17 protein-coding genes, 21 tRNA genes, 2 rRNA genes and 2 pseudogenes are annotated in these 23003 nt (G+C 50.7%); 35 read left to right on the plus strand and 7 right to left on the minus strand.

Features of this window, described 5'->3' with window-relative positions:
• From ETC02_RS05570 to ETC02_RS05680, 23 genes are all read left to right on the plus strand, one after another.
• Positions 1-133: ribosomal RNA gene (locus tag ETC02_RS05570) — 23S ribosomal RNA — on the plus strand; the annotation flags it as partial.
• A gap of 232 nt (positions 134-365) precedes the next feature.
• Positions 366-482: ribosomal RNA gene (gene rrf / locus ETC02_RS05575) — 5S ribosomal RNA — on the plus strand.
• Between the two features lie 9 nt (positions 483-491).
• Positions 492-567: transfer RNA gene (locus tag ETC02_RS05580), tRNA-Val, on the plus strand.
• Between the two features lie 172 nt (positions 568-739).
• Positions 740-816, plus strand: a tRNA-Met gene (locus tag ETC02_RS05585).
• A 5-nt stretch (positions 817-821) separates the two neighbouring features.
• A tRNA-Asp gene (locus tag ETC02_RS05590) sits at positions 822-897 on the plus strand.
• Positions 898-1071: 174 nt separating this feature from the next.
• Positions 1072-1147 (plus strand) — tRNA-Phe (locus tag ETC02_RS05595).
• 207 nt (positions 1148-1354) lie between these two features.
• Positions 1355-1427: transfer RNA gene (locus ETC02_RS05600), tRNA-Thr, on the plus strand.
• Positions 1428-1729: 302 nt separating this feature from the next.
• A tRNA-Lys gene (locus ETC02_RS05605) sits at positions 1730-1802 on the plus strand.
• Positions 1803-1809: 7 nt separating this feature from the next.
• Positions 1810-1884 (plus strand) — tRNA-Gly (locus ETC02_RS05610).
• Positions 1885-1889: 5 nt separating this feature from the next.
• Positions 1890-1975: transfer RNA gene (locus tag ETC02_RS05615), tRNA-Leu, on the plus strand.
• A 3-nt stretch (positions 1976-1978) separates the two neighbouring features.
• Positions 1979-2052: transfer RNA gene (locus ETC02_RS05620), tRNA-Arg, on the plus strand.
• A 6-nt stretch (positions 2053-2058) separates the two neighbouring features.
• A tRNA-Pro gene (locus ETC02_RS05625) sits at positions 2059-2132 on the plus strand.
• An 8-nt stretch (positions 2133-2140) separates the two neighbouring features.
• A tRNA-Ala gene (locus ETC02_RS05630) sits at positions 2141-2213 on the plus strand.
• A gap of 17 nt (positions 2214-2230) precedes the next feature.
• A tRNA-Met gene (locus ETC02_RS05635) sits at positions 2231-2307 on the plus strand.
• A gap of 5 nt (positions 2308-2312) precedes the next feature.
• Positions 2313-2389 (plus strand) — tRNA-Ile (locus ETC02_RS05640).
• A 19-nt stretch (positions 2390-2408) separates the two neighbouring features.
• Positions 2409-2499, plus strand: a tRNA-Ser gene (locus ETC02_RS05645).
• A 16-nt stretch (positions 2500-2515) separates the two neighbouring features.
• Positions 2516-2591: transfer RNA gene (locus ETC02_RS05650), tRNA-Thr, on the plus strand.
• A gap of 7 nt (positions 2592-2598) precedes the next feature.
• Positions 2599-2671 (plus strand) — tRNA-His (locus tag ETC02_RS05655).
• Positions 2672-3140: 469 nt separating this feature from the next.
• A tRNA-Gly gene (locus ETC02_RS05660) sits at positions 3141-3211 on the plus strand.
• A 6-nt stretch (positions 3212-3217) separates the two neighbouring features.
• A tRNA-Ile gene (locus ETC02_RS05665) sits at positions 3218-3291 on the plus strand.
• A 331-nt stretch (positions 3292-3622) separates the two neighbouring features.
• Positions 3623-3697: transfer RNA gene (locus ETC02_RS05670), tRNA-Asn, on the plus strand.
• A 7-nt stretch (positions 3698-3704) separates the two neighbouring features.
• Positions 3705-3797: transfer RNA gene (locus tag ETC02_RS05675), tRNA-Ser, on the plus strand.
• 4 nt (positions 3798-3801) lie between these two features.
• A tRNA-Glu gene (locus tag ETC02_RS05680) sits at positions 3802-3873 on the plus strand.
• A gap of 299 nt (positions 3874-4172) precedes the next feature.
• On the opposite strand, the gene ETC02_RS05685 is transcribed toward ETC02_RS05680, so the two are convergent.
• Positions 4173-4838 (minus strand): B3/B4 domain-containing protein, encoded by a 666-nt coding sequence (locus tag ETC02_RS05685; RefSeq protein WP_047817816.1) that lies wholly within the window; start codon positions 4836-4838, stop codon positions 4173-4175.
• Positions 4839-4890: 52 nt separating this feature from the next.
• Between ETC02_RS05685 and queG the strand changes: the two genes are divergently transcribed.
• From queG to yhbH, 5 genes are all read left to right on the plus strand, one after another.
• Entirely contained in the window at positions 4891-6033 is a 1143-nt protein-coding gene (gene queG / locus ETC02_RS05690; protein ID WP_050368241.1) for a tRNA epoxyqueuosine(34) reductase QueG, read from the plus strand.
• 61 nt (positions 6034-6094) lie between these two features.
• Positions 6095-6958 carry an amidase domain-containing protein gene (locus ETC02_RS05695; RefSeq protein WP_063210598.1) on the plus strand — a complete coding sequence of 288 codons (864 nt, stop codon included), beginning with the start codon at positions 6095-6097 and terminating at the stop codon, positions 6956-6958.
• Between the two features lie 23 nt (positions 6959-6981).
• Complete coding sequence (gene trmL / locus ETC02_RS05700; protein ID WP_044742560.1) at positions 6982-7455, plus strand: tRNA (uridine(34)/cytosine(34)/5-carboxymethylaminomethyluridine(34)-2'-O)-methyltransferase TrmL; 474 nt, start codon at positions 6982-6984, stop codon at positions 7453-7455.
• Between the two features lie 323 nt (positions 7456-7778).
• Positions 7779-9674, plus strand: coding sequence for a PrkA family serine protein kinase (locus ETC02_RS05705; protein ID WP_050368242.1), 1896 nt, complete (start codon positions 7779-7781; stop codon positions 9672-9674).
• A 224-nt stretch (positions 9675-9898) separates the two neighbouring features.
• Positions 9899-11056: a sporulation protein YhbH gene (gene yhbH, locus ETC02_RS05710; RefSeq protein WP_050368243.1), complete on the plus strand. Its 1158-nt coding sequence runs from the start codon at positions 9899-9901 to the stop codon at positions 11054-11056.
• 70 nt (positions 11057-11126) lie between these two features.
• Here yhbH and ETC02_RS05715 read toward each other — a convergent pair whose 3' ends face one another.
• The 3 genes from ETC02_RS05715 to ETC02_RS05725 form a co-directional block, all read right to left on the minus strand.
• Positions 11127-11819 carry a hypothetical protein gene (locus ETC02_RS05715; protein ID WP_050368244.1) on the minus strand — a complete coding sequence of 231 codons (693 nt, stop codon included), beginning with the start codon at positions 11817-11819 and terminating at the stop codon, positions 11127-11129.
• A gap of 284 nt (positions 11820-12103) precedes the next feature.
• Positions 12104-12784, minus strand: a complete 681-nt coding sequence (locus ETC02_RS05720) for a response regulator (protein ID WP_050368246.1) — start codon at positions 12782-12784, stop codon at positions 12104-12106.
• 83 nt (positions 12785-12867) lie between these two features.
• Entirely contained in the window at positions 12868-14445 is a 1578-nt protein-coding gene (locus ETC02_RS05725; RefSeq protein ID WP_050368247.1) for an ATP-binding protein, read from the minus strand.
• A 106-nt stretch (positions 14446-14551) separates the two neighbouring features.
• On the opposite strand from ETC02_RS05725, the gene ETC02_RS05730 reads away from it, so the two are divergent.
• The 5 genes from ETC02_RS05730 (at position 14552) to ETC02_RS05750 (ending at position 20445) form a co-directional block, all read left to right on the plus strand.
• Positions 14552-15598, plus strand: coding sequence for a TRAP transporter substrate-binding protein (locus ETC02_RS05730; protein ID WP_171698118.1), 1047 nt, complete (start codon positions 14552-14554; stop codon positions 15596-15598).
• 166 nt (positions 15599-15764) lie between these two features.
• Entirely contained in the window at positions 15765-17027 is a 1263-nt protein-coding gene (locus ETC02_RS05735) for a dicarboxylate/amino acid:cation symporter (RefSeq protein WP_171698119.1), read from the plus strand.
• A 282-nt stretch (positions 17028-17309) separates the two neighbouring features.
• On the plus strand, positions 17310-18137 hold the full coding sequence (locus ETC02_RS05740) for an aldo/keto reductase (RefSeq protein ID WP_171698120.1): 828 nt from the start codon (positions 17310-17312) through the stop codon (positions 18135-18137).
• 157 nt (positions 18138-18294) lie between these two features.
• Positions 18295-18987, plus strand: coding sequence for a zinc metallopeptidase (locus ETC02_RS05745; RefSeq protein ID WP_011230067.1), 693 nt, complete (start codon positions 18295-18297; stop codon positions 18985-18987).
• A gap of 111 nt (positions 18988-19098) precedes the next feature.
• Positions 19099-20445, plus strand: a complete 1347-nt coding sequence (locus ETC02_RS05750) for a hemolysin family protein (RefSeq protein ID WP_171698121.1) — start codon at positions 19099-19101, stop codon at positions 20443-20445.
• Between the two features lie 70 nt (positions 20446-20515).
• On the opposite strand, the gene ETC02_RS05755 is transcribed toward ETC02_RS05750, so the two are convergent.
• Positions 20516-21427: an RluA family pseudouridine synthase gene (locus ETC02_RS05755; protein ID WP_171698122.1), complete on the minus strand. Its 912-nt coding sequence runs from the start codon at positions 21425-21427 to the stop codon at positions 20516-20518.
• Between the two features lie 137 nt (positions 21428-21564).
• Here ETC02_RS05755 and ETC02_RS05760 point away from each other — a divergent pair, with 137 nt between their 5' ends.
• A complete protein-coding gene (locus tag ETC02_RS05760) occupies positions 21565-21963 on the plus strand; it encodes a YhcU family protein (protein WP_063210581.1) in 399 nt (132 codons plus the stop codon).
• 35 nt (positions 21964-21998) lie between these two features.
• On the opposite strand, the pseudogene ETC02_RS05765 reads toward ETC02_RS05760, so the two are convergent.
• Both ETC02_RS05765 and ETC02_RS18350 read right to left on the minus strand, forming a co-directional pair.
• Positions 21999-22193: pseudogene (locus ETC02_RS05765) on the minus strand (YbbN family protein); the annotation flags it as partial.
• Positions 22193-22363, minus strand: a pseudogene (locus ETC02_RS18350) (disulfide oxidoreductase); the annotation flags it as partial. The pseudogenes ETC02_RS18350 and ETC02_RS05765, both read right to left, overlap by 1 nt.
• 94 nt (positions 22364-22457) lie before the next feature.
• Between ETC02_RS18350 and ETC02_RS05770 the strand changes: the two are divergent.
• Positions 22458-22904 carry a CBS domain-containing protein gene (locus ETC02_RS05770; protein WP_011230073.1) on the plus strand — a complete coding sequence of 149 codons (447 nt, stop codon included), beginning with the start codon at positions 22458-22460 and terminating at the stop codon, positions 22902-22904.
• Positions 22905-23003: the final 99 nt, after the last annotated feature.

Below are 23003 nucleotides of genomic sequence, written 5' to 3' on the forward strand. Positions count from 1 at the left end.
CCCCCTCAAGATGAGATTTCCCACCGCGTCAGGCGGGTAAGATCCCTCGAAGATGACGAGGTCGATAGGTCCGAGGTGGAAGCGTGGCGACACGTGGAGCTGACGGATACTAATCGATCGAGGGCTTAACCTAGAAAAGCGGAGGCGAGCGGTTCGCCGCGACGGGCAAATGTTCTTCACCCGCAGGGGTGCTAGCACCCCGAGGGGGAAGGTTATTTGACCCCGAGCGGCGGCGAGCCGGAGCTAGACAATGAAAAGTGAAAGCGCCCCGGCTTCTTCCCAAAACGGTTATCTAGTTTTGAAGGAATGAAAAGAAGTCCTTGACAATAAGCTCAATTCCCTTATAATAATACTTGTCGCCATTGCCTAGTGGTGATAGCGGAGGGGAAACACCCGTTCCCATCCCGAACACGGAAGTTAAGCCCTCCAGCGCCGATGGTAGTTGGGGCCAGCGCCCCTGCAAGAGTAGGTCGCTGCTAGGCAAAACATGTGGAGGATTAGCTCAGCTGGGAGAGCACTTGCCTTACAAGCAAGGGGTCGGCGGTTCGATCCCGTCATCCTCCACCACTTACACCAATTGTGTATTCTTATCGCCGCGGGGTGGAGCAACAAGCCTTTGCTTCCTCGAAACCGCTTCGAGTTGCCCCGACGCATCTGGCTTCCTCGAATCAGTTAGTAGAGGAAGGGGCAACGAAAAATTTACTTAGAGCATGATCGAAACTGAATCATTTCCTATCGCCGCGGGGTGGAGCAGTCCGGTAGCTCGTCGGGCTCATAACCCGAAGGTCGCAGGTTCAAATCCTGCCCCCGCAACCAAAATTGGTCCCGTAGTGTAGTGGTTAACATGCCTGCCTGTCACGCAGGAGATCGCGGGTTCGAGTCCCGTCGGGACCGCCATTCTTTCAAAATTGTGAAAGATGAAAAATACGGCTCAGCAGCTCATTCGGTAGAGACGAGCATCTGCTTCATCGAATTCGCTTCGAGTTGCCTCAATGCATCGAGCGTCTTTGAATCAGCTGGTAGAGGAAGAGGCACAGAGCAATTCAACGAGCGAGTTAAAAAATAATATATGGCTCGGTAGCTCAGTCGGTAGAGCAAAGGACTGAAAATCCTTGTGTCGGCGGTTCGATTCCGTCCCGAGCCACCATCAAACTATAATTATGCCGACTTAGCTCAATTGGTAGAGACGAGCATTCGCATCGTTGAATCTTCTGCGAGTTGTCCCGACGCATCCCACTTCTTTGAATAAGCTTGCAGAGGAAGGGACACCGAGCATTTGACTTCCTCGAATCAGCTTGTAGAGGAAGAGGCACAACCGAGCAGATCATATGAGCCAGTAACTCATGTTAAATGTGCCGGCTTAGCTCAATTGGTAGAGCAACTGACTTGTAATCAGTAGGTTGCGGGTTCAAGTCCTGCAGCCGGCATCTTCCATTTTGAAAAAATTCAACTAGCGAAACATGAGCTCAGAAACGAGCGATACATCTTCGAATAGGCTTCGAGTTGCCTCGATACACTTCGCTTTCTCGAATAAGCTGGGAGAGGAAGAGGTATGTAGAGCTAGGTAGTACCTAGAGTGTTATCCTAACCATGAGCCATTAGCTCAGTAACGAGCGTTGCATCTTCGAGTTCGCTGCGAGTTGCCCCGACGCACTTGACTTCTTCGAATAAGCTTGTAGAGGAAGGGGCAGGTAGAGTGAAATGAAGCTTAGAGTGTTATCCTAACCATGAGCCATTAGCTCAGTAGGTAGAGCATCTGACTTTTAATCAGAGGGTCGGAGGTTCGAGTCCTCCATGGCTCATCGTCTTGCGGAAGTAGTTCAGCGGTAGAACACCACCTTGCCAAGGTGGGGGTCGCGGGTTCGAGCCCCGTCTTCCGCTCCACTTCCGCCGGGGTGGCGGAATTGGCAGACGCACAGGACTTAAAATCCTGGGGTAGGTAACTACCGTGCCGGTTCGAGTCCGGCCCTCGGCACGTGCGCTCGTAGCTCAATTGGATAGAGCATCTGACTACGGATCAGAAGGTTAGGGGTTCGAATCCTCTCGAGCGCGTTTTGTCGGGAAGTAGCTCAGCTTGGTAGAGCACACGGTTCGGGTCCGTGAGGTCGCAGGTTCAAATCCTGTCTTCCCGATTTATCATGGGGCCTTAGCTCAGCTGGGAGAGCGCCTGCTTTGCAAGCAGGAGGTCATCGGTTCGATCCCGATAGGCTCCACCTTTTGACTTAAATTTGGCGGTGTAGCTCAGCTGGCTAGAGCGTACGGTTCATACCCGTGAGGTCGGGGGTTCGATCCCCTCCACCGCCACCATTATCGGACCTTTAGCTCAGCTGGTTAGAGCAGACGGCTCATAACCGTCCGGTCGTAGGTTCGAGTCCTACAAGGTCCACCATTATTATTGTTGCTTTTTTGGAGGAGTACCCAAGTGGTTGAAGGGGTCGGTCTTGAAAACCGAGAGGCGCCGCAAGGCGCGCGGGGGTTCGAATCCCTCCTCCTCCGCCATGCACTTTAAAATCGTGCCGGCTTAGCTCAATTGGTAGAGCAACTGACTTGTAATCAGTAGGTTGCGGGTTCAAGTCCTGCAGCCGGCACCAGAACGAGGCGACTATGGCGAAGTGGTTAACGCACCAGATTGTGGCTCTGGCATGCGTGGGTTCGATTCCCACTAGTCGCCCTTTTCATTATATTCTATATTTGCGGGTGTAGTTTAGTGGTAAAACCTCAGCCACGAGCATCTGCATCATCGAATTGGCTTCGAGTTGCCCCGACGCATCTGGCTTCTATGAATCAGCTGGTAGAGGAAGGGGCATGGAAATAGCGTGGCGGATGTTAAGCCAAATATTATGCGGGTGTAGTTTAGTGGTAAAACCTCAGCCACGAGCATCTGCATCATCGAATTGGCTTCGAGTTGCCCCGACGCATCTGGCTTCTATGAATCAGCTGGTAGAGGAAGGGGCATGGAAATAGCGTGGCGGATGTTAAGCCAAATATTATGCGGGTGTAGTTTAGTGGTAAAACCTCAGCCACGAGCATCTGCATCATCGAATTGGCTTCGAGTTGCCCCGACGCATCTGGCTTCTATGAATCAGCTGGTAGAGGAAGGGGCATGGAAATAGCGTGGCGGATGTTAAGCCAAATATTATGCGGGTGTAGTTTAGTGGTAAAACCTCAGCCTTCCAAGCTGATGTCGTGGGTTCGATTCCCATCACCCGCTTTTGATGGGCCTATAGCTCAGCTGGTCAGAGCGCACGCCTGATAAGCGTGAGGTCGGTGGTTCAAGTCCACTTAGGCCCATTATTTTCCGTTGAATATTTTTGGGTCATTCGCTATAATAATGGGCGAACAATGCCCCATCGTTCCACAGCAAAATCGGAGCGATGAGCTTCACATCTTCGAATTCGCTGCGAGTTGCCTCGACGCATCTCGCTTCCTTGAATTAGCTGGCAGAGGAAGGGACAGGGCAAGTATTGGGCTAGGTTTCTTACTCATCATTCCGCAATAGCTCAGCGACGAGCAGGTGCATCGTCGAATATGCTTCGAGTTGTCCCGACGCATCTCGCTTCCTTGAATTAGCTGGCAGAGGAAGGGACAGGGCAAGTATTGGGCTAGGTTTCTTACTCATCATTCCGCAATAGCTCAGCGGTAGAGCAACCGGCTGTTAACCGGTAGGTCGTAGGTTCGAATCCTACTTGCGGAGCCATTTCTTTGGAGAAGTACCCAAGTGGCTGAAGGGGACGGTTTGCTAAACCGTTAGGTCGCAGTTTTGCGGCGCGCGGGTTCAAATCCCGCCTTCTCCGCCATAATGGCCCGTTGGTCAAGTGGTTAAGACACCGCCCTTTCACGGCGGTAACACGGGTTCGAATCCCGTACGGGTCACTGGTTGCTGGCACCAGAGATTCTGGTGCCCTTTTGTACAATTTCTTTTGTCGATTTTTGCGTTTTTTTCTTGCGATGCGTGTGGAAGTCTGTTATAATATCTCTCGTTAGCTTTAAAATTACGTTATGATTGTTGGGGACAACGCAGTGTTTCGTTTCGTTAAAGAACGAGGCATTGCGTTTTTTTATTTACCACCCTAAACCGAGAAGACCCTCATTTCCACGCGTGAGCGTAGGGAGAGAGTTCAGGTAGGGAGGGAGTCCCCCGTTTCCAACGGCAGGAAAGTGGGGGGAGAAGATCAAACGAACAATTGGGCGTCGGCTTCGCCGCCATGAATTTGCACAAACATCGTTTGGATGGCTTGAAGCTGGCGCTTGGCGGTTTCTTCTGGCGTTGATGGGAGAAAGTAAACGATTTGCAAAGCGTTTTTCGTTTCTCTCGTCACGGCGGTCCGCTCCGAATCGACGATCGGACTGCCAAACGGCCCTCGTTCATCTTTGCTGACGAGTTTGTTGGCAAAGTTGACTGTGCGGCCGTTTAACGCGATGTATTCATCTTTTTCCGTGCCGATCGTGAGCGTCACTGTCCCGTTGATGCGGTCTAGATCATAGATGCCGAGCGGAATTTTATAATAGAGTGAAAAAAAGTTGTTTATGTCCGCCGCTGAATGGATAGGCGGAATGAAGCTTTTTTTCTGGATGCGTCGGTACAGGCTTTCACTTGACGGTCGATAGCGGCTTGGGTCCGTTCCGATTTGTTTGAAAGTACGGCGCCATTCGACCATTTCAGGAATGTCGGCAATCGACTTTTCCTGCAGCTCGATGTAAAGAGATTCTTGAAACAGCTCAAGCCGCCCCCTTAACATTTGCGGTGAATCGCTGACCTCGATATGATAATAGCGGATGACGCCGAATTTACCAGAAGGAAGGCGTTGCTTTAGTTGTTCTGATATCACGCATTTCATCTTGATCACCTCGGATTTCATTTTACCATATATGACGAAAGGAGGGAAAACGATGGATGTTATGGCATTAAAGCAGGAAGTCATTGAGTACAGTCGGTCAATCGGCATTGATAAAATCGGATTTGCGAGCGCTGATCCGTTTGTGGAATTAAAGGAACGGCTGCGCCGCCAGCAGGAGCTCGGCTATCAGTCCGGTTTTGAGGAACCAGATATTGAGAAACGGACGAATCCTTCATTGCTTCTTCCGGAAGCAAAATCGATTATTGCCATTGCTCTTGCCTATCCGTCTAAAATGAAAAATGCGCCGCGGGGGACAAAGACGGAACGGCGCGGCGTTTTTTGCCGCGCTTCATGGGGAAAGGACTACCACGATGTGTTGCGGGAACGTTTGCAGCAGCTCGAGGAGTTTTTGCTGGCCAAAGTGCCCCATGCCCGCGTTCGCTCGATGGTGGATACCGGAGAGCTCGCCGATCGGGCGGTGGCGGAACGGGCAGGGATCGGTTGGAGTGGCAAAAACTGCTCTATTATTACACCAGAGTTTGGATCGTATGTGTATTTGGGAGAAATGATTACGAATATTCCATTTCCCCCTGATGAACCGGTTGAAAACCGATGCGGCACGTGCACGAAATGCATTGATGCCTGCCCGACCGGGGCGCTTGTGCAAGGGGGACAACTGAACGCACAGCGGTGCCTTTCCTTTTTAACGCAAACGAAAGGATTTTTGGCCGACGAGTTTCGAGAGAAAATCGGGAATCGGCTGTATGGCTGCGATACATGCCAGCAAGTCTGCCCGGAAAATAAGGGAAAAGACTTTCATTTGCATCCGGAATTCGAGCCGGATCCGGAGGCGGCCAAACCGAAGCTGGTTCCGCTTCTTGACATGACGAACCGTGAGTTTCAAGAGAAGTTTGGTGCGATGGCCGGTTCATGGCGCGGGAAAAAACCGATTCAGCGCAATGCGATTATTGCCCTCGCTCACTACAAAGACCGGACGGCAGTGCCGCATTTACTCCGGTTGTTAAAAGAAGACAGTCGCCCGGTCATCCGCGGGACGGCGGCGTGGGCGCTCGGGAAAATCGGGGATCCAAGCGCTAAGCCTTATTTGGAGGCCGCGCGGCAAACGGAGGCGGATGCCGATGTGATCGCTGAGATTGAAAAAGGACTAAAACTGTTGGCTGAGGCAAAGGAATAGGGAAAAAAACGCAGCTTCCCCACATAAGGTAGTAACAAAAACGAAAGTGGTGGAAAGCAGCATGAAAAAACAGTTGCGCGCGTGGTTGGATGAGCGAGCCCGCTCGTTTGTGTCGGAAAGCAATATCCGAAGCGAAGAGGCGGCAAGAAAGCAACAGCTTTGCCAAAAGCGCGGTGCGGAGATCGTCCGTTGCACGATCCGGGGGCAAATTGTCGGCAGGCAGACCATCGAGCGGGAAGCGAAAGTGATGTATATTGCCCACCATCAATTTTTAATTAAGCAAAGGGGTTCACTATATATAGAAGAACAGGTTGAGGAGCGATGCGCCTGTTTTGTTGGCGGTGAGCTTGTTGCTGATGAACCGATCAACCGATTGGGGGGGGATATGGAGGCGCCGCGCGTCGAACGAGAGCAATGGACGGGAGATCGTCTTTCTTACCAGTATGACCGCGCCCGGGCGGTGCGGTATGCAGAAATGTGGTGGAACCGCCATAACCCGGCGTTTCCTTCCTTTGCCGTTGATTGCACGAATTTTGTTTCCCAATGTTTGTATGCGGGCGGAGCGCCGATGACGGGCTATCCGAACCGGGCGAGGGGATGGTGGTGTCAAAACGGAAGTTGGAGTTACAGCTGGGCGGTCGCCCATTCGCTGCGCTGGTATTTAAGCGGAGCGCGCATTGGCTTGCAGGCGGTCGAAGTAGCCGAGCCGGAACAATTGATGGCAGGGGATGTCATTTGTTATGATTTTCAAGGGGACGGACGCTTCGACCACTCAACGATTGTGGTGGCGAAAGATCAGAACGGGATGCCGCTTGTGAACGCCCATACGACAAACAGCCGAATGCGCTATTGGTCGTATGAAGATTCAAGCGCCTATACGCCAAACATTCGGTATAAATTTTTTCACATCATTGACCGCAAATAAACGATGTTGCTGAGGTGAACGAAATGCCGCTCCATGTAGTACTGTACCAACCAGAAATTCCGGCTAATACCGGGAATATCGCCCGCACATGCGCGGCTACGGATACGGCGCTTCACTTGATTCGTCCGCTTGGGTTTTCAACGGATGATAAAATGTTAAAGCGCGCCGGCCTTGACTATTGGCCGTACGTCAACATTTCGTATTACGATTCGCTCGATGAACTGTTTGCCCGGTTTCCGCACGGCGAATTTTACTTTATTACGAAATTCGGCCGCCAATACTACGATTCGTTTGATTTCAGCGATACGGAAAAAGACATTTTCTTTGTGTTTGGACGCGAAACGACCGGGCTGCCGAAAGAACTGCTTGAAGCCAATATGGACCGTTGCCTGCGCATTCCGATGAACGACAAAGTCCGTTCGCTGAACTTATCCAATACGGCGGCGATTTTAGTGTACGAGGCGCTGCGCCAGCAACGGTTTCATGGGCTTTCGTAAACAAAAAAACGACCTTCGTTGCGGAGGTCGTTTTTTTGTGCCTTATTGTTTAACGCCCGGTTTGTCCTCGTAGCCGGCGGTGAAAATGGCCGTCAAAAACGCAATGATAACCCCTAACATAAGCAATGTGCGCATCGCTTTTCCTCCCTTGCAATGAAAGTGGTATGCGTTTCCCCTTTATTATAGCGAATATGGCCAAGCATGTGAATGAGAACAGGTTAGGACGGAGAGACAAAATTTTTTTTGCGGCGAATGATACGGGACATCCTCGCATAAATTGTAATAATCTTGCTGTTAGACATCCAAGGGTGAGGAGGTCCTTTATGGATATTTTACAAAAGATCGCACGGTACCGGGAAGAAGAAGAAAAGCTGAAATGGGAAGGGACGTTCGCGGAGTATTTAAAGATTTTAAAAGAAAAGCCGTGGGTGGCCCAGTCGGCTCATTCGCGTGTTTATAATATGATCAAAGATGCTGGGGTCGAAGAGGTGAATGGGCGGAAACGATATAAGTTTTTTAGCCAGCACCTGTTCGGGCTTGAGGAGGCGCTTGAGCGGCTCGTTGAGGAATATTTCCACCCGGCGGCGAAGCGGCTTGATGTGCGGAAACGGATTTTGCTGCTGATGGGGCCGGTCGGCGGCGGGAAATCGACGTTGGTAACGCTCCTGAAGCGCGGGCTTGAGGAGTACTCCAAAACGGAGCGCGGAGCCGTTTATGCGATTAAAGGGTGCCCGATGCATGAAGACCCGCTTCACCTCATTCCTCACCATTTGCGCGACGATTTTTACCGCGAATACGGCATTCGCATCGAAGGCGAGCTGTCGCCGCTCAATATGATGCGGCTTGAGAAAGAGTACGGCGGACGCATTGAAGACGTGCTAGTGGAGCGCATTTTCTTCTCGGAAAACCGCCGCGTCGGCATCGGGACGTTCAGTCCGTCTGATCCAAAATCGCAAGACATCGCCGATTTAACGGGAAGCATCGATTTTTCAACGATCGCGGAATACGGCTCCGAGTCCGACCCGCGCGCGTACCGGTTTGACGGCGAGCTGAACAAAGCCAACCGCGGGATTATGGAATTTCAAGAGATGTTAAAGTGCGATGAAAAATTTCTTTGGCATTTGCTGTCGCTGACGCAAGAAGGCAATTTCAAGGCTGGGCGGTTTGCTTTAATCAGCGCCGACGAATTGATTATCGCTCATACGAACGAAACGGAATATCGGTCGTTCATCGCCAACAAAAAGAACGAGGCGCTCCATTCGCGCATCATCGTCATGCCGATTCCATACAACTTGCGCGTCTCGGAAGAAGAGCGCATTTACGAAAAAATGATCCGCGAAAGCGATGTCGCCGACGTGCATATCGCCCCGCATACGTTGCGGATTGCGGCCATGTTTACGATTTTGACTCGGCTGAAAGAGTCAAAGCGGCCGGATGTGGATTTATTGAAAAAAATGCGTCTATACGATGGGGAAATGATCGAAGGGTTCAACGAAGTGGACGTTGAAGAGTTGAAAAAAGAACATCCCGACGAAGGAATGAGCGGCATTGACCCTCGCTATGTCATCAACCGCATTTCGGCTTGCATCATTCGGAAAGAAGTGCCGTCGATCAATGCGCTTGATGTGCTTCGTTCGTTGAAAGAAGGGTTGGATCAGCATCCGTCGATCACGAAGGAAGACCGCGAGCGGTACTTGAACTTCATTTCGCTCGTGCGCAAAGAGTATGACGAAATCGCCAAGCAAGAAGTGCAAAAGGCGTTCGTGTACTCATATGAAGAGTCGGCGAAAACGTTGATGGATAACTATTTGGACAACGTCGAGGCGTATTGCAACAAAACGAAACTGCGCGATCCGCTTACGGGTGAGGAAATGAATCCGGATGAAAAGCTGATGCGCTCGATCGAGGAACAAATCGGCATTTCCGAAAATGCGAAAAAAGCGTTTCGCGAAGAAATTTTAATTCGCATTTCGGCATATGCACGAAAAGGACAGCGGTTTGATTATAATTCACATGAACGGTTGCGGGAAGCGATCCAGAAGAAATTGTTTGCGGATTTAAAGGACATTGTCAAAATTACAACGTCGACGAAAACACCGGATGAGCAGCAGTTGAAAAAAATTAACGAAGTCGTCGCCCGCCTCATTGATGAATACGGGTACAACTCCACGTCAGCCAATGAATTGCTCCGTTATGTCGGCAGCTTGTTGAACCGCTAGGCATGCCTCGAGCGCCGGGGCATGCTTTTTTGCATCGATAATCGGGCTTGTCCGTCCGTTGTTCGCTTTTCTATTTTCGGCATTCATCTGTCAATTATTTTGAATTTTTGCATAGGATAAAATAAACAACTTGGCATAGTGATGGTCCGTTTTGATGACGCCAACATAAGTATATGCGGGAAAGTGAAAAGTGTGAGAACCATTTTAACAAAGGAGGGGAAAATATGAAAGGGAATTTCGTTGTATCGAAAGAAGACTGGTCCCTCCACCGCAAAGGATATGACGATCAAAAGCGGCATCAAGAAAAGGTAAAGGAAGCGATCAAAAACAATTTGCCGGATTTGATTACGGAAGAAAGCATCATTATGTCCAACGGACGCGATGTAATTAAGATTCCGATTCGCTCGCTGGATGAATATAAAATTCGCTACAACTATGAGAAAAACAAACATGTCGGCCAAGGAAACGGAGACAGCCAAGTCGGCGATGTCGTGGCCAGAGACGGAAGCGGGGAGGGGCAAGGGCCAGGAAAAGGCCAAGGAGCCGGCGACTTGCCAGGTCAAGATTATTACGAGGCTGAAGTGTCGTTGATGGAAATCGAAGAAGCACTCTTCAGCCAACTGGAGCTGCCGAACTTGCAGCGGAAAGAACTGGATCAAAATGTCGTTCAACATATCGAATTTAACGACATTCGCCGCACCGGGTTGATGGGGAACATCGATAAAAAGCGGACGATGCTCGCTGCCTTCAAGCGCAACGCCATGAGCGGCAAACCAGGCTTTTACCCGATTTACCGCGAAGATTTAAAGTTTAAAACGTGGAATGAAGTCGTCAAGCCGGAATCGAAGGCCGTTGTCTTGGCCATGATGGACACAAGCGGCTCGATGGGCATGTGGGAAAAATACATGGCGCGCAGTTTCTTCTTTTGGATGACGCGTTTTTTGCGCACGAAGTACGAAACAGTCGACATCGCCTTTATCGCCCATCATACGGAAGCGAAAGTTGTCAGCGAGGATGAATTTTTCACGAAAGGGGAAAGCGGCGGGACGATTTGCTCATCCGCCTACCGCAAGGCGCTGGAACTGATCGAAACGAAGTATTCTCCGTCGCGCTACAACATTTATCCGTTCCACTTCTCCGACGGCGACAACTTGACATCGGACAATGCCCGCTGTGTGAAGCTTGTTCAAGAGCTGATGAAAGTGTCGAACATGTTTGGGTATGGGGAAGTCAACCAGTACAACCGCCATTCCACACTCATGTCGGCGTATCGCAATATTAAGGATGAAAAGTTCCGCTATTATATTTTGAAGCAAAAATCAGATGTGTTCCACGCGATGAAAACATTTTTCCGCAAAGAAGAGAGCAAGCAGCTCGTTTGACCCTCTGGCAGCTGAAAAAAGGGGGTTTTTCTTTTTGGAAAGGGAGGGCAATCGCCCTCCCTAAAATAAGTTATTGCTTTTGCAGCGTCGCCGCCATGGCGAGCACGGCGCCAAGCACGTCTTCGTTGCGTGGAGCGTGCACGGTCAATAGCATTGGCGCTGGTTGGGCGCTGGCGATGACATGAACGGTGGCGCCGTCCGCTTGTGCAGTGTACCAAACCGCATCAGCGAACGGCTTAGGCAATCCGTTCGTTTGTTGGTGGGCGGCGTTGGCGTCAACCGCTTGGGCATGTTCTTGCGCTAGTTGCTCGTAGTTTGTTTCCCCCTCCGAAAGCAAGCGAATGCGGGCGAATGCTTCGCCATGAAGCAAGACATCGGCGCCCGGTTCTTCGGCGTCAAGGGTCCATCCTTCCAAAACATAGAGGGAAAAATGCTGATTGTTGCTTGTTTGCAGCGTTGCGGTTTTCGTGACGGTTTGGTTTCCATCTTGGTAGGACAATGAAATGGTCGGTTGTGAAGCAGCGGGTTGTCCTCCTCCTGCCGCTCGTTGCTCTTCTTCGTTCTTTTTCGTTGATGTTTGCTCTTTTGCTTCCTTCGAAGGAGAAGGGTTCTTGGATGACGGCGCATCAGACGATGGTTTTTGATCGGCGGCTGTCTGCTCTTCCTTTGCCGCCTGTGTCGTCTCGTGCTCTTTCGTTCCACAGCCAACCAGCAAGACGAAGGCGACAGCGAGAGAGAACAACAGTTTCCAGTATCGAATCATGTTCATTCCTCCCTACGTTCCATATCCCCCCCATTATACCAATTGAAACGGTGGAAACAAACAGACTCGTTTCCCTATTTTTTCTGTTTGTTCGTTTTGGCTTGTTGTTTGGTGTGCAAGGCGACATGCGCCCCGCCCCAAACAGCGGCGACGAGTGGCGCTCCCCCATTTTACGCTTGGGGAAAGAGCGTTTCACCTTCTTTACCATTGGCTGGAGACAGGAAATGTTCCGCGAAAACAAGAAGAGTTGCCCACCCGGTTAATCGTGTGGGCTACCGGGTAGGCTATAGTCGTTTCAACTGATAGCGGTTGACGGGGCGTCCGACGCCGCCGTATTGCACATCGAGTATCACTTGTCCCGTTTTCTCAAGGTATTCCAAGTAGCGGCGGGCCGTCACACGGGCGATGCCGACGCCCTCGGCCACTTCCTCGGCGGAAACAGGGAAGCGGTGCTGGCGCAAGTAGGCGACGACTTTTTCCAACGTCACTTCGTTTAATCCTTTCGGAAGTTCAGGGAGCGAGGCGGCAGGTTGTTCAGCCGTTTGCCGTAGTGCATCGAGTTCTGCCTGGGTGAGCGATTCCTTTTCTGCAAGCGACTGGCGGAACGACCAGTAATTTCCCAGCGCCTGTTTGAGCCGTTCAAATTTAAACGGTTTCAAAATGTAATCGAAGGCGCCGTTTTGCAGGACGCGGCGCACTGTTTCAATGTCGCTTGCCGCTGTGATGGCGATGATATCAACTTCATGGCCGCGAGCGCGGATTTGCTTTACTGTTTCAAGGCCGTCTAGCTGCGGCATGTAAATATCAATCATCGCTAAATCGGGACGCAGCTCGTCGATGAGGCGGAGCCCTTCTTCACCGTTTCCGGCAAGGCCGACGACGGTGAAGCCGTCCACTTGTTCGATCATTTGCCGGTTCACTTCCTGGACCATCGGATCGTCTTCAATGAGCAGTACACGGTACATGCTTTTCCTCCTTTGCACGGATGGAGCCTGTTTACATGATGGAGAAAGACACCAGCGCTGTTTCGCTAGGCTTCCTTGCTATGTTACATGTCAAATGTGATCGTAAAGATGGTGCCTTTTCCTTCTTCTGATTGAACCTCGATTTGTCCGTTTCCTTTGTCCACGATTTGTTTGACTAAATATAAGCCGATGCCGCGGCCATCGCTCCCTTTTGTGGAGAAGCCTTCTTCAAAAATGCGGTCGAGATGTTCGCGGGCGATGCCTTGGCCGTTGTCTTCGACAGAGAGGGAGCAGACATCCTCATTTTGTTCGATGCTGACGTATACTTCCTTCTCGCGGCCGGCGACGTTGCGGAACGAATCAAATGCATTTTCGATTAAATTGCCGAGGATCACGACGAAATCATGGTGATCAAGGCGCGGTGGAAAACGGTGCAGACGGCTGTGCCGGTCGATCGTCACGCGAATGCCGAGCTCTTTGCCGCGGCGGATTTTGCTTAACAATAGCCCGGAGATGCTTTCGTCTTTGATGTTGCGGCTTAAAAACTGCGTCAGTTCTGCCTGTTCCTCTGTAACTTGGAACACGTACTCGAGCGCTTTTTCGATATGGCCGAGCTGGATGAGGCCGGCGATCGTGTGGAGCTTGTTCATGTATTCATGGTTTTGCACGCGCAGGGCATGGACAAACGCTTTCACTCCTGTCAGTTCTTCGGCCAGCCGCTTGACTTCCGTGCGGTCTTGGAAAATGGCAATGGCGCCGACTGTTTTCCCGTTGACCTTGATCGGGATGCGGTTGCTCCAGATCGTCAAGTTGCCGATTTGCAGCTCACGATTATAAATCGGTTTGTTTACCTCAAGAATTTCCGGAAGATGTGTATCCGGGATGACAGAGCGGATCGGCTGCCCGATGACATCTCCTTCGACGCCAAGCATTTGTTTCGCCCGATCGTTGAAAATCGTGATGCGTTCATCGCTGTCAATGGCGATGACGCCTTCATGCATGGCGTTGAACGCTTCCGTCCGCTCGATGAGCAGTTTGGCGATTTCATGCGGCTCGAGCTGGAACATTTGCCGCTTAATGTGGGAGGCAAGCAGCCAAGCTCCGCTTCCGCCGGCGAGCAGCGACAAAACGATCGCTATCGCAATTTCCTCTTTTACTGTGCTCATCGCTTCCCAAAATGTCGGCAGCCGGTAGGCGGCGATGACGACGCCGATTTGTTCGTGATCGCTGTTCATAATGGGGACGAAGGCGCGGATCACGGTTCCGATTTCCCCACGCGCTTTCGAGGTGTACGTATGCTCGGCAAATGCCGGCCCTTCATCGGCGCCGTGGGAAATGGTGCCGATCATTGCTGGGAGCGGGTGGGAGAGGCGAACTTTGTTCATATCGAGTACGACAATATAGTCAGCGCTGTGGATGACGCGCACCCGTTCGACGATCATGTTGACGAGCGCCCGGCTTTGCTTGTCGCCGACAATGTGGTGTTTGACTTCCGGCAGTTCAGACACTGTGCGCGCTGTCAACAAGGCGCGCTGGCTCAGTTCTTCTTCTTTTGTATGAAAAAAATCGCTGATGATAAACAAGCCGCTCAGCAGCATCGAAAAACTGACGATGACAAAAATTAAAATCGTGATTTTCCAACGGATCGGCAGCCGATTCATGGCGAGACTCCTCTTTTTTCGAAACAGTCATTATCATTTATTTTAGCATGATTCCTCTGATATGATAAAAGAGATGAAAAAATCAAGGACGAAAATGGTGTGGATGATGAGAAACAGTTGGAAATGGTGGCTGCTCCTTCTGTTCGCCAGCATCGGGTTGGCTGGATGGGCGGTGAGCCAGCAAGTCGGCCGGGAGCCGCTTGTTTATGATGATGAACAAAAGGGGCTGCAAAACCAAATTATTATTTACTTTAGCCATGTTGTTGCGGAAAACACGCCAAAAGGGTTGGCGGCGCAAAAGTTTGCCGAGCTTGTCGAACAAAAGACCGATGGCCGCGTCAAAGTTGAGGTGTTTCCGAACGGTTCGCTCTATTCGGACGGCGAGGAGCTTGATGCGCTGTTGCGCGGCGATGTGCAAATGATCGCGCCATCATTTTCAAAGGTGACAGAGCTTGTCCCCGAATGGCAAGTGCTCGATTTGCCGTTTTTGTTCCGCGATGAGGACGACGTGTGCCGCGTCTTTACTGGAGAAATCGGGGCTGAGCTACTCGGAATGCTTGAGGCGAAGAAAATCAAAGGGTTGGCGCTTTGGAGCAACGGATTTAAGCAAATGATGAGCACCACCCGCCCGCTTATCGCACCTGATGACTTCCGCGGCTTGCGCTTTCGCATTATGCCGAGCGAAGTGATCGAAAAACAGTTTCGCCTGCTTGGCGGAGAACCGGTTGCTGTCTCATTTGACCATGTGTATCGGGCGCTTGAGCAGCATGAGTTTGACGGTCAGGAAAATACGATTTCCAACATTTACTCAAAAAGTTTCTACAAGTTTCAGCCTTACATCACCATCAGCAACCACGGGTACCTTGGTTATGCCGTGATGATGAACCAAGCATTTTGGGACCATTTGCCAAAAGACATCCAGCAAAAAATAACTGAAGCGATGGCTGAAGCAACACAATGGAATTTGCAGGAGTCAAAGGCGCAAAACGAACGGGAATTGCAGCAGCTGAAGCGGCGTGAGGATGTCCATCTTTATTTGCTGTCGGAAACAGAAAAACGGAGATGGGAACGGAAATTGGCCCCGCTGTATCAGGAATTTACGAGGCAGTTCGGTTCTAGACTTTTGAATGAAATCAAGAAATCCGATGAATAAGCTTCCGGTGACGGAAGCTTCTTTTATGGCGATAGATGCAGTTTTTGTAAACGTTTGAGACCAAAAAGACCAAAACGACCATTATCACCATAATATTTTTATTTCAACGATTTTTCTTTATGATAATGTTGAAAGCGTTACCAATATATCGCAAGGAGTGGGAGAAATGCGGAGAAAACTGAAAAACTTGACGGTGCAAGTCATCATCGGCATTATTTTAGGGATCATTGTCGGATTTCTATTTCCAGAATTCGGAGCGAAGTTAAAAGTATTGGCAGACGGATTTATTAAGCTGATTAAAATGGTGATTGCGCCGATCATTTTCTTCACGGTCGTCATCGGGATCGGCAATATGGGCGACTTGAAAAAAGTCGGCCGCATCGGCGGCAAGGCGCTCATTTATTTTGAAATTGTCACGACGTTTGCGTTGGCGATCGGGATTGTCGTCGTCAACCTTGTCAAACCAGGGGTCGGGTTTAACACCGATGCCGTAAAAGGCGGCGACATTTCGCAATATACGAAGCAGGCGGAAGAGACGAGCCACGGGTTTGTCGATTTCGTGCTCAGTATTATCCCGGATAACGTCGTCGCAGCGATGGCCAGCGGAGAATTGCTTCCGGTACTCTTCTTCGCCGTCCTGTTTGGCTTGGCGGCAGCAGGGTTAGGGGAGAAAGCCAAACCGGTGCTTTCGTTGTTTGAGCGAATCGCTGAAATTTTCTTTGGCGTCGTCAATATGGTCATGAAAGTTTCGCCGATCGCCGCGTTCGGCGCGATGGCGTATACGATCGGCACGTTCGGCCTTGGTTCGCTCGTGTCGCTCGGTAAACTGATGGGTTCTGTTTACATTACGATGGCGCTTTTCATTTTCGTCGTGCTTGGCGGGATTGCCAAGTTTTATGGGTTTAACATCTTTAAGTTTCTCGCTTATATCAAAGAGGAACTGTTGCTTGTTTTGGGCACGTCTTCGTCTGAATCAGCGCTGCCGCGGCTGATGGAACGTTTGGAAAAATACGGGTGCTCGAAATCGGTTGTTGGTCTTGTCGTTCCGACCGGGTATTCGTTTAACCTAGACGGCACATCGATTTACTTGTCGATGGCAGCCATTTTCATCGCCCAAGCGTACGGCATTGATTTAACCATTTGGCAAGAGCTGACGTTGCTTGGCGTCTTAATGCTCACCTCGAAAGGGGCAGCAGGGGTTACCGGTTCCGGCTTTATTACGCTGGCTGCAACGTTGGCAGCATTTCCGATGATTCCGGTCGAAGGCATCGCCTTGTTGCTCGGGGTCGACCGCTTTATGTCCGAGGCGCGGGCGATTACGAACATCATCGGCAACGCTGTAGCGACAGTGGTTGTTTCGAAAATGGAAAACGAGTTTCATCCGAACGAAGCTGAAGTGGAGCGCGCCTCGATGAGCGTGGCCAAATAAGAGTCAGGAGCCGATCTGCAAGTCCAATTGACAGCTTTTCCGTTCGCATGTTTCTGACTGCGTCGGGAAAGGAGCCGCACGCTGCAAATCGCCGAATGAATGAAAGAAGGAATGCAATAACAGCGCGAGGGGAATGTTTCCCCTCGTTTTTGCGTTGATTTTCCCCTAAAGAAAGAACAAGAGGGACGCGGGGAAGTGAGAAAGGAGAGCAAGCATATATTTTGATTTTCTTTCCCTCTTTTCCCATAATGAAACTATAATGACGCTCGAGGAGGAGAGGATATGAACGGCCTGCAAGATTGCGCCACTTTGCATAACGGGGTGAAAATGCCTTGGGTTGGCCTTGGCGTCTACAAAGTAAAGGAGGGCGAGGAAGTAAAAAGCGCGGTGCGCACCGCGTTGGAAATTGGCTATCGCCATATTGACACGGCCGCTTTTTACGAAAACGAAGAAGGGGTCGGGCAAGCGATCCGTGAATCCGGCATTCCGCGCGAGCAAGTATTTGTGACGACGAAAGTATGGAACACCGACCAAGGGTATGAGACGACGCTGAAGGCGTTTGATGCAAGCTTGAAAAAGCTTGGGTTTGATTATGTTGACCTGTACTTAGTCCACTGGCCGGTGAAAGGGAAGTATAAAGAGACGTACAAAGCGCTGGAAAAGCTGTATAAAGACGGCTATGTGCGCGCGATTGGCGTCAGCAACTTCCAAATTCACCATTTGCAAGATGTGCTGGCTGACTGCGAAATTAAGCCGATGGTCAACCAAGTCGAGTATCACCCGCGCCTGACGCAAAAAGAGTTGCTTACGTTTTGCCGGGAAAACGGCATCCAGCTTGAGGCATGGTCGCCGCTCATGCGCGGGGAAATTTTAACCGAACCGACAATCGTTGAAATTGGCAAAAAATACGGGAAAACGCCAGCGCAAGTCGTGTTGCGTTGGGATTTGCAGCACGGCGTCGTGACGATCCCGAAGTCGGTGACGCCGGCGCGGATCAAGGAAAACGCTGATATTTTTGATTTCTCGCTGACCGACGAAGAAATGAAACAGATCGACGCGTTGAACTTGAACAAACGGGTCGGTCCTGACCCAGACAATTTCAATTTTTGATGTCCCCATCAGCCAAATAGCGCCTCGATGCAGGTGCTGTTTTTTTTTTTTTTTTTTTGAAACCGGAGCGAGCCGTTTGACGTATGAAAAGGTGAGCAAGTACAATAAATAATAGTATACACATTTGATGAACATTGAAAAAACGGAGGGTGCTGTGATGCTATTCCATCCGATGGATATTTTCATTTTTATCGCCTTCCTGATATCGCTTTGGGCGCAATGGAAGGTATCAAGCAATTTCAATGCCTGGTCTGAAGTTCCAGCCTCATCGGGGTTGACGGGGGCGGAAGTGGCGCGCATGATTTTAGACCGCCACGGGTTGCACCATGTGCCGGTGGAGGTCGTGCCAGGGAGATTGTCCGACCATTATGATCCGATTTCCCGCACGGTCCGTTTGTCGGAGCCGGTCTTTTATGGGCGTTCAATCGCTTCCATTTCCGTTGCCGCCCACGAGGTTGGCCATGCCGTTCAACACCAGCAAGGCTACGCGGCGCTCGTCCTTCGCCACCGGATGTTTCCGATTGTGAACTTCGCTTCGGGCGTTGCGCCGTTGTTGTTGCTCGTTGGATTTGTGCTCCATCAATTTTCGCTGATTGGACTCGGCATTTTGTTTTTCTCGCTGGCGGTGGCCTTCCAAATCATTACCTTGCCGGTGGAGTTTAACGCGAGCGCACGGGCGAAGCGGTTTATGCTGGCTGAAGGGTTGATCGCCCCAAATGAAGCGCGAGGCGTAAACAAAGTGCTTGGCGCGGCGGCGCTGACATACGTCGCGGCAACGTTGATCGCCGTGTTTGAACTGCTGAAATATGTGCTCATTTTCACCCAAGGGAACAATAATGAGGAATCGTAACATATTGGGCCGCCTAAGGCGGCCCAGCGGCATCATCGTCTATCAGCTGCAATGGAAACCTTTGTGTGCAGGAGGTGTAATCTGGGCGCTTCATCCGCGCTCGGAGACGAATTGGATATAGCCAGTTTGCTGTTGGTGGCGTTTCTCATCGCTTGCACCGCCTTTTTTGTCGCTTCTGAATTTGCGATCGTCAAGGTGCGCAGCTCGCGCATCGATCAGCTTGTCAATGAAGGGAACCGACGGGCGGTCGCGGCGAAAAAAGTGATTTCGAATTTGGACGGCTATTTATCGGCGAACCAGCTCGGCATTACGCTCACCTCGCTTGGCCTTGGCTGGCTCGGGGAGCCGACGGTGGCGCGGATGTTGCTGCCGCTGTTTGAACGCCTCCATTTATCGGAATCCGTCTCCCACTTTTTAGCGTTTATCATTTCGTTTTCGCTCATCACCTTTTTGCATGTTGTCGTCGGTGAATTAGCGCCGAAGACGCTTGCCATTCATAAGGCGGAAGCGATTACGCTGTTTACGGCCCAGCCGCTCATCTGGTTTTACAAAATCATGTATCCGTTCATTTGGACGCTCAACAACTCTGCGCGGCTCGTGACGCGCCTGTTTGGCCTCAGGCCAGTGGCGGAGCATGAAATCGCCCACTCTGAGGAGGAGTTGCGCCTCATTTTATCAGAAAGCTACAAAAGCGGGGAGATCAATCAGTCAGAGTACCGCTATGTCAATAACATTTTTCGTTTTGACGACCGCATAGCGAAAGAAATTATGGTGCCGCGCAAAGAAATTGTCGCGCTCGATATTAACAAAAGCGTCAAGGAAAACTTGGACATCATTCGCGAAGAAAAGTATACGCGCTATCCGGTCATTGACGGCGATAAAGACCATGTGCTTGGACTCATCAACGTGAAAGAGGTGTTTACGGACTTTATTGCCAATCCGTCCAACGAAAAGCAGATGAAAGACTATATCCGCCCGATCATTCAAGTGATTGAATCGATCGCCATTCACGATTTGTTGGTCAAAATGCAAAAAGAACGCATCCATATGGCGATTTTAGTCGACGAGTACGGCGGCACATCCGGATTGGTAACAGTTGAGGATATTTTGGAAGAAATTGTCGGTGAAATCCAGGATGAGTTCGATATCGATGAAACGCCGCTTATCCAAAACATTGGCGATCGGTTCATTTTGGATGGCAAGGTGCTCATTAGCGAAGTGAACGATTTGTTAGGGCTTGAAATCGATGATGACGATGTCGATACAATCGGCGGTTGGGTGTTGACGAAGCATTATGACATCAAAACAGGCGATACTGTGGAAATCGACAACTATCTCTTTACGGTCAAAGAGATGGATGGTCATCACGTCAAGACGCTCGAGGTGGTGAAAAAAGAACCGGATCGAGAGGAAGAAAGCGAAACGGCGGACGTTGAAGAAGAGCAGCTGCGTTTGTAAGGCAGACGGGGAAACGTCTGCCTTTTTTGCGTCTGCCTTGGGGGCGCCTGCTTTGGCGTGCCGCGAAACGTTAGCAGTGTTCTTGGCTGTAAACGGATGGAAGGGGAACGGGAAAGTCGTCCGTCGGTGCGAGGCAGACGACTTCCTCATTTGTAAACGGATGGCGGAACGTTAGCTTAGCGGCATGAAGCGCATGGCGATGAAACACTGGTTTGCCGCCATAAAGCACATCGCCGACGAGCGGATGGCCGAGATGGGCCAAATGGACGCGGATTTGGTGCGTCCGTCCAGTCTCGAGAGAAAGCTCGACAAGCGATGTTGACGGGAATGTTTTGATGACGCGATAGTGTGTCACCGCTTTTGTCCCCGTCTTCGAGACGCGCCGGCGCGTTGGATGGTGGCGGTCGCGGCCGATTGGCGCGGAAATGGTTCCTGATTCCGGGGACAAACGACCGTGAACAAGGGCGACGTACGTCCGCTTGATGGCACGGTGGGCGAGCATCCGATCGAGCGTCGCACCGGCAAGCGGGTGTTTGGCAAATAAAATCGCTCCCGACGTGTCGCGGTCGAGCCGATGAATGTGGCGCACTTTTGTTAAAATTGCCTGCGACTGCAAATAAAACGCGACCGCATTGGCGAGCGTGCCGGTTTGCCCCGGTTCGGACGGATGAATGTCGATACCGGCTTCTTTGTTTACGACGAGCAGATGGTCGTCCTCCCATAAAATCGAAAGCTCCCGATATTCTGGAACGATGAACGACGGCTCCGGCTCATATGCGTAAAGCTGAAGCCGGTCGCGTTCGTTGAGCACCGTCTTCCAGGGAACAGCCTGGCCGTTCAGTTTGACGCCGTGTTCCATCCGCCAACGGTGGGCGAGCTTTTTCGAGGCGGCCCATACGTCTTTCAGGAGCTGTTCAATCGTCAAACCGCTCCACCAGCTAGGGATGATGCATTCCAGCCAATCGCCTTTTCTTGTCCACAAAGGTTGTCACCCTCCCAGTTCCCTGTAGTCGTGGAAACACTTTCTACCCCTATCCTTGCGCGAGATATGGTACACTCATAGTATCGTCTTAGTGATGGAGAACGCAAGCATTGCGGCGAGAAAAGGTGGTATGGACGTTGAAAATGATGTATGCAGCGACTCCGGAACAAGAGCATTACATGCAGTATTTGCTCAACTACTTTTATACCGATGTGTTCCCGTATTACTTCGATGATGAACAAATCCGTCAATTTGAGGAATGGGGCATTCTTTCGCTGGACCACGAACATGTGGCATATAATGGAACAATGAAGGAGGCTTTCCAAATCATTTCGGCGCTGCAGTCGCTCATTACCGTCATTGAATATATCGGGGAACATGGAGAGTGCGACCAATATGAATGGCTGTTTGCCCGCAACCAAAACATTTTGGCTCGTCATGGCATCACCTTTCCATTTCGGGCCAAGCAGTTTATCCATAAGCGGGCGATGCCGTGCAGCATGTATGTTCCCGCTGTGAATCAGTGGGTGATGTAGGGCAAGGGGCTGCGTCTTGTAAAAGGTGCAGCTCCTTATTTTTTTGGCATTGGCAGTGAGGCAAACCATCGGCGAAACGTTTCCTCATCATGGTATCCTTCGATGCGTTTTGCCTCTTTGCCGTTTTCATAATGGACAATGGTCGGGGTTGCTTCAATATGGTATATGTCCCAACCGTCTTCAAATTCGAGCAAGTTGAACAATTTTAAGTCGATGCCCAGCTGTTTCAAAAATAAAGGCTTCCGAGGGTGGCGATGAGCGCAGTCGCCCATGCCGCCAAAAGCAAGTGTTCCGCGCGTTTTTCTTGTTCCATCCTTCTCCCCTTCTTCCGTTGCAGACACCGTTGCCCGATCTTACACTGTTCAGCTCCATTATAAGGGATGGAAAACGGCACGTCCATTCATAACCGGCAAAGGGCAGGAAAGAAAACAACATTTTCTATCTATATCGCTCGACAAACGAGCCATACTAATCGGTGAAAGGAGAGGATCACATTGACGAACAACAGCGGAAACAAAGTGCAGGACATTATGACGAAAAACGTCGCAACGATTTCGCCGAACCAAACGGTGCAAGAAGCAGCGCAAATCATGAGCCAAAAAAATATTGGGGCGCTTCCTGTTGTGGAAAACGGGCAAGTCAAAGGGATGATTACGGACCGCGATATTACGTTGCGTGTTTCGTCCCAAGGAAAAGACCCGTCGACCGTCAAAGTAGCGGAGGTCATGACGAACCAAGTCGTCACCGGTACGCCGAATATGAGCGTACAGGAAGCCGCGAATGTCATGGCCCAACATCAAGTTCGCCGTTTGCCGATCGTGGAAAACAACCAGCTACAAGGCATTGTTGCGCTAGGCGATATTGCGACGAACAGCGCATCAAACGAAGCGGCTGAACAGGCGTTGACGAACATTTCGGAACCGTCGCAGCCGCAAGGGTAATGGGGAAAAGGATGCCCACATTTTTTCCAGGGCATCCTTTTTCTTTTGGCAGGTATATTGTATGATAGCAGCGAATACATAAAAAGGGGAAATCAAGAT

Origin of the sequence: Geobacillus sp. DSP4a (assembly GCF_013096875.1) — a bacterium.
Lineage (GTDB): Bacteria > Bacillota > Bacilli > Bacillales > Anoxybacillaceae > Geobacillus > Geobacillus thermophilus.